The 14,434-nt window shown below is 33.0% G+C and carries 11 protein-coding genes; 7 read left to right on the top strand and 4 right to left on the bottom strand.

Going from position 1 to position 14,434, the window contains the following annotated elements:
* Positions 1-6 precede the first annotated feature (6 nt).
* From nrfA to ACKTST_RS05750, 3 genes are all read left to right on the top strand, one after another.
* Positions 7-1,500, top strand: coding sequence for an ammonia-forming cytochrome c nitrite reductase (gene nrfA, locus ACKTST_RS05760; protein ID WP_408046794.1), 1,494 nt, complete (start codon positions 7-9; stop codon positions 1,498-1,500).
* Between the two features lie 78 nt (positions 1,501-1,578).
* Positions 1,579-4,725 (top strand): cytochrome c biogenesis protein, encoded by a 3,147-nt coding sequence (gene ccsA / locus ACKTST_RS05755; protein ID WP_408046793.1) that lies wholly within the window; start codon positions 1,579-1,581, stop codon positions 4,723-4,725.
* A gap of 3 nt (positions 4,726-4,728) precedes the next feature.
* Positions 4,729-5,934, top strand: a complete 1,206-nt coding sequence (locus ACKTST_RS05750; RefSeq protein ID WP_408046792.1) for a hypothetical protein — start codon at positions 4,729-4,731, stop codon at positions 5,932-5,934.
* 3 nt (positions 5,935-5,937) lie between these two features.
* Here ACKTST_RS05750 and nadB read toward each other — a convergent pair whose 3' ends face one another.
* The 4 genes from nadB to ACKTST_RS05730 all read right to left on the bottom strand — a co-directional run bounded on the left by nadB (position 5,938) and on the right by ACKTST_RS05730 (position 10,267).
* Positions 5,938-7,491, bottom strand: coding sequence for an L-aspartate oxidase (nadB, locus tag ACKTST_RS05745; protein ID WP_408046791.1), 1,554 nt, complete (start codon positions 7,489-7,491; stop codon positions 5,938-5,940).
* Positions 7,492-8,418: a quinolinate synthase NadA gene (gene nadA / locus ACKTST_RS05740; RefSeq protein WP_408046790.1), complete on the bottom strand. Its 927-nt coding sequence runs from the start codon at positions 8,416-8,418 to the stop codon at positions 7,492-7,494.
* A 143-nt stretch (positions 8,419-8,561) separates the two neighbouring features.
* The gene (locus ACKTST_RS05735) at positions 8,562-9,839 is read right to left on the bottom strand and encodes an acetyl-CoA hydrolase/transferase family protein (protein WP_408046789.1); all 1,278 of its coding nucleotides are present in this window, start codon (positions 9,837-9,839) and stop codon (positions 8,562-8,564) included.
* Between the two features lie 74 nt (positions 9,840-9,913).
* Positions 9,914-10,267, bottom strand: a complete 354-nt coding sequence (locus ACKTST_RS05730) for a winged helix-turn-helix domain-containing protein (RefSeq protein WP_408046788.1) — start codon at positions 10,265-10,267, stop codon at positions 9,914-9,916.
* 273 nt (positions 10,268-10,540) lie between these two features.
* Here ACKTST_RS05730 and ACKTST_RS05725 point away from each other — a divergent pair, with 273 nt between their 5' ends.
* The 4 genes from ACKTST_RS05725 to ACKTST_RS05710 are packed head-to-tail and all read left to right on the top strand — an operon-like array spanning position 10,541 to position 14,430.
* A complete protein-coding gene (locus tag ACKTST_RS05725; RefSeq protein ID WP_408046787.1) occupies positions 10,541-10,780 on the top strand; it encodes a hypothetical protein in 240 nt (79 codons plus the stop codon).
* A gap of 3 nt (positions 10,781-10,783) precedes the next feature.
* Complete coding sequence (locus tag ACKTST_RS05720; RefSeq protein ID WP_408046786.1) at positions 10,784-13,111, top strand: molybdopterin-dependent oxidoreductase; 2,328 nt, start codon at positions 10,784-10,786, stop codon at positions 13,109-13,111.
* A gap of 3 nt (positions 13,112-13,114) precedes the next feature.
* Positions 13,115-13,804 carry a nitrate reductase cytochrome c-type subunit gene (locus ACKTST_RS05715; protein ID WP_408046785.1) on the top strand — a complete coding sequence of 230 codons (690 nt, stop codon included), beginning with the start codon at positions 13,115-13,117 and terminating at the stop codon, positions 13,802-13,804.
* Positions 13,804-14,430 carry a cytochrome C gene (locus tag ACKTST_RS05710; RefSeq protein ID WP_408046784.1) on the top strand — a complete coding sequence of 209 codons (627 nt, stop codon included), beginning with the start codon at positions 13,804-13,806 and terminating at the stop codon, positions 14,428-14,430. The genes ACKTST_RS05715 and ACKTST_RS05710 overlap by 1 nt, the downstream gene beginning before the upstream one ends.
* Positions 14,431-14,434 lie beyond the last annotated feature (4 nt).

Raw genomic sequence — 14,434 nt, 5'->3', positions numbered from 1 at the left:
AAACAAATGAAAAACAAAGTATTATTTATAGTAACCGTAGTAGTCGTTTTTCTATTAGGATTACTCGCTTCTAGCATTGTAAATAGGAAAAATGAAGCGAAATATAAATACGTACCTCAAGTAGAAATTAGTGATAATGAACCTAGAAATGATGAATGGGGAAAAAATTTCCCTGCTGAATATCAATCATTTTTACAAACAGAAAATAGTGATTTCGAATCATTTCAAGGAGGTTCTAAAATGCGTGACATGCTAGAAGAAGACACTCGTTTAGTGGTACTTTGGGCAGGTTACGGATTTTCAAAAGACTACAACCAAGGTCGTGGGCACCAACATGCTGTTACCGATCTACAAAACACATTAAGAACTGGAGGGCCTAAAGGAAAAGGAGATGGACCTATGCCTGCAACATGTTGGACCTGTAAAAGTCCGGATGTACCTCGTTTAATGAACGAAATTGGGATTGCTGAATTTTACAAAGGAAAATGGGCTGATAAAGGTCATGAAGTAGTAAACCCTATAGGTTGTGCAGACTGTCATGATTCTAAAACAATGAAACTAACCATTACTCGCCCAGCATTGGTAGAAGCTTTTGAAGCTATGGGCAAAGACATTAACAAAGCTACACACCAAGAAATGCGCTCATTGGTTTGTGCTCAATGTCACGTAGAATATTATTTTGATAAGAAAAAACCAGGTAAAGAAGGCGTTCCTTATTTAACATTCCCTTGGAAAGATGGTATGTCTGTTGAAGCCATGGAAAAGTATTATGATGATATAAACTTTAAAGATTGGACTCACAAATTAAGTCGTGCCCCAATGTTAAAAGCGCAACACCCAGGTTATGAAACTTACTTAACAGGAGTACATGCAGACAGAGGCGTTTCTTGTGCCGATTGTCATATGCCATATAAGAGTGAAGGTGGACAAAAATTTACAGATCACCACATTCAATCTCCTATGAACAACGTTGCGAACTCTTGTCAAGTTTGTCACCGTGAAGATGCCGATAAGTTAAAGGCTAATGTTTATGAGCGTCAACAAAAATCAACAGAAGCGCGTTTAAAATTAGAAGATGCTTTAGTTAGAATGCACGTAGAAGCTAAGAAATGTTGGGATTTAGGTGCTACTGAAGAGCAAATGAAAGATATTTTAATAGATATTCGTCATGCGCAATGGCGTTGGGATTATGCAGCTGCAGCGCATGGAGCTTCTTTTCACTCACCTGTAGAAACTGGAAGAGTTATCGCTAGTGGTTTAGATAAAGCTACCGAAGGTCGTGTAAAATTAGCTCGTTTGTTAGCAGATTTAGGCTATAACAAACCTGTTGAAATGCCAGATATTTCTACTAAAGAAAAAGCTCAAAAATATATTGGTTTAGATATTGAAAAATTAACTAAAGAAAAAGAAGAGTTCAAAGAAAACTTATTACCTAAATGGTTAGATGAAGCTGAAAAACGTGAAGCTACTTATGGTACTAAGAAAGTTTCAATGAAATAATTCAAATTCAATTTACAGGTAAAAAAGATAATTTTTAGAGGTAAAACTTTAAAAATTATCTTTTTCAAATTTAGAAACATGCAAAGATTATACAAACTTCTCTCCTCTTCTTACTTAGCTTTATTATTATTAGTAATTTTTGCTGTGGCAATGGCAGTAGCAACGTTTGTAGAAAATGATTACGGTACAGCTGTAGCTTGGGCAAGTATTTATGATGCTTGGTGGTTTGAAATTGTGATGTTAGGATTAGCTGTGAGCTTTTTCTTACACATTTTTAAATACAATTTATTAACAAAAAGAAAGTGGGCTATTTTCCTTTTTCATATTGCCTTTGTAATTACTTTAATTGGTGCTGGAATTACGCGTTACACTTCGTATAGCGGAATTATGCGTATTCGAGAAGGGGCAACATCTGATGTTATTATTTCTGATACAAAATTACTTTCAACTACAATTAGAAAAGAAAAAAACAGTAAACAATTTCAGAAGAAACTAAGTTTTACTCCTTTACAAGATAACAATTTTACCATTAATGAAACATTTGAAAACAAACCAGTAGCAATTTCTTTTAAAGAATATATTGCTGATGCATCTCCAGAAATAATTACAGACAGCATCAATGGTGTTCCGTTACTTAAAATGGTTACTACCGTTGGTGAGGGAAGAAATACCGTTTATTTAAAGAAGGGTGAAATAGAAAAGATAGGACAACACCAACACGAAGTTGGTTTTGAAGCAGATAAAGAAGGAATTATCAATATTTTTGAAAAAGATGGAAAGTTTACCATGCTTACACCTCATCCGGTTGATTTCTTTATTATGTCAATTCAACAAGCAGGAAAAATTAAGCAAGATACTTTACAGGAAATTCAATTAAGAACATTATACAGATCTGGAGATTTTTCTTTTGTGCCAACTTCTTACCATCCAAAAGGTAAATTTAAATTAGTTAGTACCGCAAAAGAAAAAACCGATAACGAACCTTCTCAAGACGATGCTTTAATTGTAAATGTTACTGTTGGCGAAGAAACACAAGAAGTAAACTTATTATATCGTCAAGGGTTTTTACCTATAAAACATCAAGTAGATTTTAAAGACGGAACCGAAGTAATTTTATCATACGGTGCTGGCGCAATTCAAACTCCTTTTTCAATAAAGTTAAACGATTTTCAGTTGGAACGCTACCCAGGATCCTCAAGTCCATCAGCATACGCTAGTGAAGTAACCGTAATTGATAAGACAGAAAAATTTGATTACAGAATTTTTATGAACAACGTATTAGATTATAAAGGATTCCGCTTTTTTCAAGCGAGTTATGATACCGATGAACGCGGAACCGTTTTGTCTGTAAATCACGATTTTTGGGGAACTTGGATTACCTATTTAGGCTATTTATTAATGGGAATTGGAATGTTTTTCACCTTATTTGGTAAGGCTTCTCGATTTCAAACCATCAATAAAAAACTGAAAAAAATAAAAACAAAAACTGCAGTTGTAACTTTCTTATTGGCTTCTAGCTTTTCGTTTGCATCTTTTTCCCAAGATTCTATTCCTAAGAAAATAAATCTTGATAGAATTGTTGCTTCACAGCAAATAGACAAACAACAAGCTGATTTTTTTGGACGTTTGTTGGTGCAAGATTTAGACGGAAGAATAAAACCAATCAACACACTAGCATCAGAATGTATTCGAAAGATTTCTAGAAAATCGAGTTTTACCTATCCTACAACTGAAAAAACGATTCATTTAGATGTGAATCAAGTGTTTTTAGGAATGCATAAAATGCCACAAGTATGGCAACGAATTCCGATTATTAAAGCAGATACCGATAAAACAGGTGATTTACTAAAGAAGATTACCCCTGGTAAAAACGGATTGTATTCTTTTGTTAGTTTTTTAGACAAAAATGGGAATTACTTATTATCTGCTGATGTTGAAGCTGCCAATAAAAAGAAACCTGCAGAACGTAATGAGTTTGATAAAGAGGTTTTAAAAATTGATGAACGCTTTAATATTCTATACAATTTATTTACAGGAAACTACTTAAAAATATTTCCTAAAAAAGATGATGAGAACAATACTTGGTTTAGTTACAATCACGATTTTAATGATTTTACTGAAGAAGATGGTCGTTTTGCAAAAACTGTTTTACCAAGTTATTTTAATGATTTAAATAACGGAAAGTTTGAAGAAGGCTTTGAGAAACTAACGTATATCAAAAAGTATCAAGATGTGTTAGGAGCAGAAATTATTCCTACGCCAGAACGTATTGAAGCTGAAATTTGGTACAATAAGGCTAATATTAACTTCTGGTTATTTCAAGTGTTTTTTACGTTAGGTTTCTTATTATTAGTCTTAGCAATTGTAAGAATGTTCTCAAAAAAGAAATGGGTAGAATTTTCTTGGAATACCTTAATTCTACTCACGTTAATATCGTTTTTACTATTTACCTTCAACATTATTTTACGTTGGTATGTGGCGCAGCACGCACCTTGGAGTAACGGTTACGAAATGCTAATTTTTGTGGCGTGGTGTTTATTGTTAAGCGGATTAATAGTATTTAGAAAATCTGATTTTGCATTGCCTCTTTCAACATTGTTTACAGGTGCATTATTATTTGTGAGTTATTTAGATTGGTTGAATCCAGAAATTACCAATTTAATGCCTGTATTAAAATCGTATTGGTTAAAAATACACGTAGCCACCATTGTGAGTAGTTATGCTCCCCTAGCCTTATCCGCTGTTTTAGGAATTATGGCACTTTTTTTAATGTTCTTTAAGACTGAAAAAACCAAAGCTATTATCGACCTGAAAATTAAAGAATTAAGTTACATTAACGAACTTTCTATGACCATTGGTTTATTTGTTTTATCTATTGGAACATTTTTAGGTGGAGTTTGGGCAAACGAAAGTTGGGGACGTTATTGGGCTTGGGATCCAAAAGAAACTTGGGCTTTAATTAGTATTATTGTATACACAATCGTATTACATTTACGTTTTATTCCGAAGTTAAATAATTTTTTTACACTAAATATTGCAAGTATGTTTGCTTTTTGGTCTATAATTATGACATCTTTTGGTGTAAATTATTATTTATCTGGCTTGCATAGTTATGCTTCTGGAGATCCTATTCCGGTTCCAAATTTTGTATATATAATTTTATTTAGTATGATTTTACTTACTATTTTAGTAGCCTATAAAAGTAGGATTACTAATAAAAAATAGTACATGAATATTACAAAAAAGCACAGCGTAATTGCGCTCGGTTATTTTTTAATAATAGCCATTTTAGGAGTGCTATTACGCTGTTTTTCTATTGCAGTAATTGATTTTAATTACAAACACATTGTACACGCACATTCACACGTAGCCTTGTTAGGTTGGGTATATTCTGCTTTAATGGTATTGATATATCAGTTATACCTAAAAAAAGCTAATATAGAAAAGAAATACAAACGCATTTTTTGGTTTACCCAGTTTACTATTGTAGGAATGTTGGTTACTTTTCCGATTACTGGTTATGCACTGTTTTCTATACTATTTTCAACTTTATTTATAATAGCCTCATATCTATTAGGATATTTAGTTTTTAAACATACTCCAAAAGCATCTAAAGCTACAAATTCCTATAAATGTATTAAATGGTCTTTGTGGTATATGATTCTTTCAAGTGTTGGTCCTTGGGCTTTAGGAATTATTATGAATACTCTTGGAGAAACTTCTAGTTGGTACAGAAATGCGATTTATTTTTACCTTCATTTTCAGTACAACGGATGGTTTATTGTTGCATTATTCGGAGTTCTCTTTTACATTTTTGAAGAAATAAAAATAAATATTTCTAACAGAAAGTTTCAACAGTTTTTTTGGTTATTAAATTTTGGAGTGATATTCACCTTTGTCATTTCTATTTTATGGATGAAACTTCCACTTTTAGCTAATTTTATTGCAGGTAGCGGAGCCTTACTACAACTATTTGCTTTTGGAATTTTACTTAAAGAAATTATCAAACAAAAAGAAAAAATAAATATCACTACTTTCTCTCCTATTTTGTCAATAAGTTTAAAGGTTATTTTATTTTTTTATAGTATAAAACTAATAATACAATTCATAGGTACAATCCCTTATTTTGCAAATCTAGCTTCAACAAATATAGACTTTGTGATAGGTTATTTGCATTGGATATTCTTAGGAGTTGTTAGTTTAGCTCTGTTGGCTTTTTTAAGTTATTTTAAACTAATAAAACTTACTAAAAGTAGTATCGTTCTCTATATAACAGGATTTTTACTTACCGAATTATTTATTTATTACAGAGGACTTGTCGCTTGGAAAGGTTTTTACTATCCTAATAACTATCCTTATTTATTAGTAACTGTGAGTGTTTTTTTTATGATTGTTATTGGATATATATTGACTTTACAATTTAATAGAAAGTGATTGTTAATTGTTATCAACATTAAAATAACCTCCTTTATTTTCTTTTCTTTCTAATGATTGATTGATAATTAAGTAGGCTACATTAATCATGTTGCGCAATTCGCAGAGCGCAGTATTGAGTTTAGATGTTTTATAAAGTTCTTCTACCTCAGTGTAAATTACATCAAGTTTTTTCAACGCTTTTTTCAATCGTTGGTTGCTTCGAACAATACCAACATAATCACGCATTAAAGCTTGTAACTCTTTTAAGTTATGTTGAATTAAAATATGTTCTTCATTAATTAGAGTCCCTTTATCATTCCAATCTGGAATAAGTACAGGAGAGAAATTAGTATCTTTTTTTGCTAAAAAACGATGCACATTATGCGCATACACTAGTGCCTCTAATAATGAATTTGAAGCGAGCCTGTTAGCTCCGTGTAATCCCGTTCTAGAGACTTCTCCACAAGCAAATAAATTTTTGATACTGGTTTTACCGTTGGTGTCTACTACAATTCCTCCACATAAATAATGTGAAGCAGGTACAACCGGTATCCAATCTTTACTGATATCAATATGTAAATCAATGCATTTTTGATAGATGTTAGGAAAATGCTTTTTAAAAGAAGCTACCTCTAAATGTGTGCAGTCTAAAAATACATGGGAGTCTCCAGACTTTTTTAATTCTTTGTCAATTGATTGCGACACAATATCTCTCGAAGCCAATTCAGCTCTTTCATCATAAGCAAGCATAAAACGTTCACCTTTTTTGTTTCGTAAATAGGCTCCAAAACCTCGTACTGCTTCAGAAATTAAAAAAGAAGATCCTTGCTCTTGATTGTACAATACGGTTGGATGAAACTGTACAAACTCCATATCTTTAATAAGAGCTTTGGCTCGGTATGCCATGGCAATTCCATCTCCAGTAGCAATTATAGGATTTGTGGTATGTCCATACACATTACCAATACCACCTGAAGCTAATAAAGTATGTTGCGCTTGTATGATAATGATTTCGTTGTTCCTTTCGTTTAAAACATAAGCCCCATAGCACGATAAATGACTCGATTTTTTTTCTTTTAAATGATGTTCGGTAATTATATCTACTGCAAAATGATGCGGTAAAACAGTAATATTTTCTAGTTGATGTACGCGTTGTAACAAAGCTCTTTCTACTTCGTAACCAGTGATATCTTTATGATGCACCACACGGTATTCAGAATGTCCACCTTCTTTTCCTAAATCAAAATTCCCTTCACTATTTACATCAAAATTAGCACCCCAAGTAATGAGTTCTTTAAAGCGCTTTGGTCCTTCTTTTACCACCATGTTTACAACAGCAGTATCACACAAACCATCGCCAGCAATTAAAGTATCTTGAATGTGTTTTTGAAACGAATCGTCTTCCGTGTTTAAAACAACGGCAACACCGCCTTGCGCATATTTGGTATTCGATTCGTCTTCGTTACTTTTGGTAACGATGGTTACGGTTTTGTTTGGAAATTTTTCTGCAATTTTAACAGCAAATGTCAATCCTGCAACACCAGAACCAATGACTAAATAATGGGTTGTAATCATTTATTTTGAGAGTTCTAACATACGTTCAATAGGAATCAACGCTCGTTTACGTGTTTTTTCTGAGACTTCTATTTGCGGTGTTTCATGCAACAAACAATCATACAGTTTTTGAAGGGTATTAACCTTCATGTATGCACACTCACTACAAGCACAGGTATTATCTTCTTTGGCAGGAGCGGGTATCAATTCTGTATTCGGAACTTCTTGCTGCATTTTATGTAAAATTCCAGCTTCTGTTGCCACAATAAATTTTTGGTCTGCATGCTCTTTTACATAGGTAATCATACCCGAAGTTGATCCAATATATGTAGCTGTTTTTAAGATATGCTCTTCAGACTCTGGATGTGTAATAATTTTATAATCAGGATATTTTTTATGCAATTGAATCAATTTTTCTATTGAAAAAGCTTCGTGTACTACGCAACTTCCGTCCCATAACAATAGATCTCTTCCTGTTTTTTGCATGATATACTTACCTAAGTTTCTATCGGGAGCAAAAATTATGGGTGTTTCTTTGGGAATCGATTCAACTATTTTTAAAGCATTTGATGAAGTACAAACAATATCTGTCAAGGCTTTTACCTCTGCACTACAATTTACATAGGTAATTACCGTATGATTAGGATGTGCTTTTATAAATTTTTCAAAAGCATCTGGCGGACAAGATTCTGCCAAGGAACAACCGGCATTTAAATCTGGCAACAATACTTTTTTTGTCGGATTTAAAATTTTAGCGGTCTCAGCCATAAAATGAACCCCTGCAAAAACAATTACCGCTGCATCGGTTTCTGCTGCTTTTTGAGATAAACCTAAACTATCACCTACATAATCGGCTATTTCTTGTATGGCTGGTTCTTGATAATAATGTGCCAAAATAACCGCGTTCTTTTCTTTTTTAAGCTTTTCAATTTCCTTTACTATATTCATCTAATATTACTTTTAAACTGCAAAAGTACTATTGATAAAACCTGAAAAATATGATTTTAATCATCTAATAAATAAAGCCTTCTTAAAAATAAGAAGGCTTTATAAAAACGAAACTAGAATAGTTTCTAATCAACCAAAAAAAATTAATGAAATCTCTTATACGCTTCTTTTTCTAGCTCTTCTCTAAAATTAGGATGCGCTATAGAAATTAAAGCTTTTGCTCGTTGTTTTAAACTTTTACCAAAAAGATTAACCACACCATATTCAGTAGCCACATAATGTACATGGGCTCTTGTTGTTGTTACTCCTGCTCCTTTTTTTAAAAATGGGGTAATTTTAGAGATCCCCTTTGCTGTTATTGAAGGCATTGCAATAATGGCTTTTCCTTCTTTAGAAAGTGATGCTCCTCTGATAAAATCCATTTGACCACCAACTCCTGAATATTGATATTGACCAATCGTATCAGCACAAACCTGACCAGTAATATCAATTTCAATAGCACTATTAATAGCGGTTACTTTCGGGTTTTGCTTTATTATTGATGTATCATTTGTATAACCTGCTTCTTTAAAATGCACTAATGGATTATCATCAATAAAATCATATAATTTTCTTGAACCAACTGCAAAACAAGTAACTATTTTACCTGTTTTAATCTCTTTCTCTTCTCCTGTAATGATTCCTTTTTCAACAAGTGGAAGAATTCCATCAGAAAACATTTCTGTATGAATTCCTAAGCGTTTATGATTTGTTAAGTTATGCAAAACTGCATTAGGAATATTACCAATTCCCATTTGCAGAGTCGCTCCATCATCAATCAATTCTGCTACGTGTTTTCCTATTTTTATTTCTATTTCAGAAGGAGTTCCAGAAATAGATTCATGAATAGGTGTATCAACTTCAACAGCATAATCTATTTTGCTTACGTGTATAATACCATCTCCATGAGTTCTTGGTACATTGGGATTGACTAATGCAATAACTTTTTTCGCAGTTAAAATTGCTGGAAGCGTAATATCTACTGAAGTTCCTAACGAACAATATCCATGTTTATCGGGTGGAGAAACCTGAATAAAAGCCACATCTAATTGATAAATATTTCTTCTAAACAACCAATGAATTTCACTTAAAAAAATAGGTACATAATCTCCGTTATTGGTATTAACTCCTTTTCTTACATTATCACCAACAAAACAGCTAATCAACTTAAATGAATTGCTGTAAGGTTCTTCTAAATATTTAGCTTTACCATGGGTATGTATTTGTATAATTTCAACATTTGATAATTCTTGATAACGATCGCATAAACTATCAATTAATAAATTAGGAGTCATCGCTGCTCCTTGAAAATAAATTTTATTATTTGATTGTACCGAAGCTACGGCTTCTTCAGCGGTAACTATTGTTAAACTTTTCAGCATAAATTCTCTCTTTTATAGCACAAAAGTCTGCAGAAATTAATAGATGATTAATGATAAAAATCATACATTTTAATTTATTCTTTATTTTCTAAAATTACTTTATACTTTTCTATTTGCTTATCTAAATGTTTCCAGCAATTTTCGTTAATACTATCAAATACTCGAACAAGATCTTTACCATAAGTAGTTAAAACTGTACCTCCACCACCACTTCCTCCAGTACTTTTTTCTACCACAGGTTTTTTAGCATTTTTATTTACAGAATCTATCAAGTTCCAAGCTTTTTTATACGACATTTTTAACTCTTTTGCCGATTTTGATAATGATTCTGTTCTTTCAATTGATTTTAATAATCGAATTCTTCCTTCACCTAAAAACACCTTATTATCTCTCTCAATCCATACCCTACTTTTAATAACGAAGCTCATATTCTATAATATTTAGAGTATAAAGTTATAAACTCACCTACTCTTAAATTATGAGGCTAATCATAAAAAACAACCTTATTTAAATTAAAAATAAATAAGCCGCTTTTTTAGATTTTTTTAAACTATAAACATCCTTTAACCACTTGATTTCAAGAACAAATCGCTATGTAACCAAAAATATAACGTACTGATTTATTATTACTTATGACAAATATCATGTTTATTGCATTGATATATTTATTAATTTGTTAATCGAATAATCAACTATTTTCTATGCCTATTAAAAGTTATTTAGCACATCCACACGATGGTAAAAAAGAAGAGTTAATTCAAGCTCTTTCAAACATTAATCAATGTGATGTTCTTCCTGCAGAAAATGAAGATGTTTTAGTTCTCGTTACCGAAACAGAAACTAAAGCAGAAGAAGAAATTTTAAAACAAAAACTAGAAACAATTAGTAGTTTAAAAATGCTTGCGATGGTTTCTGGATTCAATACACCTAAAAAGAACTAGCTTATGTATACTTCAACAACAAACAGAAGAAGTTTTATAAAAAAAATGGCAATGCTTTCAGCAATGACAGCAGCTGCTACCATGTTTCCAGGAATTATGTTTGCTGGAGAACAAGAAGAAAAATTACCTAAGAATGGTAATTTAGATTGGAAAAAAGCACCTTGTAGATTTTGTGGTGTGGGTTGTGGTGTTTTAGTAGGAGTTGAAAACGGAAAAGCTGTTGCTGTTAAAGGAGACCCTAAATCACCTGTAAACAAAGGTTTATGTTGTGTTAAAGGATACCACTCGGTAATGGCAATGTATGGTAAAGATCGTCTTACCAAACCTCTAGTTAAGAAAAACGGAAGGTATGTAGAAACTTCAATGAAAGAAGCTTTAGATTTAATTGCTTCTAGAATGAAAGAAACCATTAAAGATTATGGTAAAGATGCAGTTTCTATCTATGGTTCTGGTCAATGGACTATTCCAGATGGTTATGTTGCTTCAAAATTATTTAAAGGATGTATTGGCACTAATAATGTTGAAGCCAACGCGCGTTTATGTATGGCGAGTGCTGTAACAGGTTTTATGACCTCTTTTGGAATTGATGAGCCAATGGGGTGTTATGAAGATATTGATCATGCTGATGTATTTGTTCTTTGGGGTAATAATATGGCTGAAATGCACCCCGTTTTATTTTCTCGATTGTTAGATCAGCGTTTAAAAAGAGGCGTAAAAATTATCGACTTTGCTACCCGTACTACTCGTACAAGTATGGCTGCAGATAAATCTATTTTATTTCTACCTCAAACCGATTTAGCCGTAGCAAACGCTATCTGTTATGAAATTATAAAAAATGGTTGGATAAACGAATCTTTCGTAAAAAAACACTGTAACTTCAAAAAAGGATTAACCAATATGGGTTATGGTTTAGAAGACAACTATAAGTTTAAAGATAAACCAGAAGGAATTAGCTTTGAAGAATATAAAGAGTTTTTAGAAGATTACACTCCAGAAAAAGTAGAGAAAATCTCAGGAGTATCTGCCAAAGACATTAAATACATGGCTTCTTACTATGGTGACCCAAATAAAAAGGTAATGTCTCTTTGGTGTATGGGTATGAATCAGCATACAAGAGGTACATGGATAAATAACTTAGTATACAACATTCACTTATTAACAGGTAAAATATCTACTCCAGGTAATAGTCCATTCTCTTTAACAGGTCAACCATCTGCTTGTGGTACTGTAAGAGAAGTAGGAACTCTTACTCATAAATTACCTCATGGAGTAGTAATGAATAAAGAACACCGTGAATTTGCTGCTAAAATATGGGATGTACCCGTTGAAAATATCGATCCGAAGCCAACCTATCATACAGTAGAAATGTTTAGAGCTTTAGATAGAGGTGATATTCGTTTTATGTGGATACAAGTAACCAACCCTATGGTTACTATGCCAAAATTAAAACGTTATAGAGATGGTGCAAAAAAAGAAGGTAGATTTATTGTTGTTTCAGACATCTATCCTACACCAACAACCGATATTGCTGATGTTATCTTACCATCTGCTATGTGGATAGAGCGTGAAGGTATGTATGGTAACTCAGAGCGTAGAACACAATACTTCGAACAAATGGTACAACCACCTGGTGAAGCTATGAGTGATACTTGGCAATTAGTAGAAGTAGCAAAACGACTAGGTTTTGAAAAACAATTCTACTATAACGAAGATACTCATATCGAAGAAATTTATACCGAATATCGTAAACACCACGATAACAAAAAACATAACATGGCTCCGTTAGAGGTTTTAAAAGAAAACCCTGGAATGATGTGGCCTTATGTAGATGGACAATCAACAAAATGGCGTTTTAATGCTAAATACGACCCTGCTTGTAGTAATGGTGAAGATTTCCATTTTTATGGAAAACCAGACGGAAAAGCGGTGATTTGGCAACGCCCTTATGAACCAGCTGCTGAAGAACCAGATGCAGAATACCCATACTGGTTAAACACTGGTCGTGTAGTTGAACACTGGCATACGGGCTCTATGACAAGGCGTATTCCTGTGCTTCACAAAGCAATGCCGCATTCATATGTTGAGCTTAACCCAGAAGATGCTAAACGTATGCAAATAAAAAACGGTGATAACGTAAAGTTAACGACTCGAAGAGGAGAAATCATCTTGCCTGCATCAATTAACCAACGTGGAGTTCCTGCACCTATGCAAGTATTTGTGCCTTTCTTTGACGAGAATATGCTGATTAACGACATAACGTTAGATTCGTTTTGTCCAATATCTAAAGAGCCTGATTATAAAAAATGTGCCGTTAAGGTAGAAAAAGCATAAATTATGAAGAAACGTTTAGGTATCATATCATTATTCATAATCTTATGTATAGCATTCATTACTATTTGGAATTATAGTTATTATCAAGGACAAGAAGAAGCCTATATCCCAATAGAAAACAATCGTCCTATTCCCATAATTCCTTCTGAAACGGGAGTATTTCAACGTTCTGCATATGCTTTAGATTATGCTAACATGCCTGTTGATGAAAACCATCAACGAAGCATGAAAACGTATTACGATAATAGAGCTTTTCACGGAGCGCCTCCAAGCATTCCTCACGAAGTAGAAAGTGAGCGTAATATGGGAGAGAATTCATGCTTAAAATGTCATGAAAACGGAGGTTATGTAGATAAATTTAAGGCGTATACCCCAGTAACACCACACCCAGAAATGGTGAACTGTCGTCAATGTCACGTACCTCAAAAAACGCAAACATTATTTAAAGGAACAAATTTTGAAAGAGGCACAACCCCTACAGCGGGCATTAATAATGCATTAGCAGGAAGCCCGCCTGTAATTCCGCATCAATTACAGTTGAGAGAAAACTGTTTAGCATGTCATGCAGGACCTAGTGCCCCAAAAGAAATTAGAGTTACTCACCCAGAGCGAGTGAACTGTCGCCAATGTCATGTTCCTAATAATAAAGTAACTGAAGATATTGGAAGCTTTATCAGAAAAATTGAAAACTAATGAACTACTATCAACATATAAAACTTATCGTTAGCTTCTTTTGTATTGCTTTTTTAATTACTTCTTGTAAGCATAAAGAAGATGAATATCATAGTATTACAGATAAAATTGAAGCCAAAAGTAAAGATTACCATGGTGTTTCAATCTCATCAGAAAAATACCTAGAAGGTATCAAAACTATTGAAGTTACCGAAAACGGTCAAACCTTTTTAATTCCTGAAAGAAAAGGAAAAATAAAATCTTTTGCTTGTACAGAATGCCATAACAAGCCTTTGCATCAAATGCAGAGTAAAGAGCAGAAAAAGGCACACTGGAATATTAAAATGAATCATGCAGATGACACTACTATGAACTGTACTACGTGTCATGATGGTAATAATCCTGATAATTTAAAAAGTCTTACCGATAAATCTATAGATTTTAACTTGAGCTATAAACTATGCAGTCAATGTCATCAAAAACAATACAAAGATTGGGCAGGAGGCGCACATGGTAAACGTATTGAAAGTTGGGCATCACCTAGAGCATCTATGACTTGTGTAAACTGTCATAATCCGCACTCACCAGGTTTTCATACCAAGTGGCCAGCACGTTTTAATACTCAAAAAATTAAAGAACGAAAATAATCAG

The organism is Tenacibaculum crassostreae (assembly GCF_964512405.1).
Classification (GTDB): domain Bacteria; phylum Bacteroidota; class Bacteroidia; order Flavobacteriales; family Flavobacteriaceae; genus Polaribacter; species Polaribacter crassostreae.
Note: the sequence above shows the minus strand (reverse complement) of the source record. Positions and strands in the feature narration are given on the sequence as shown.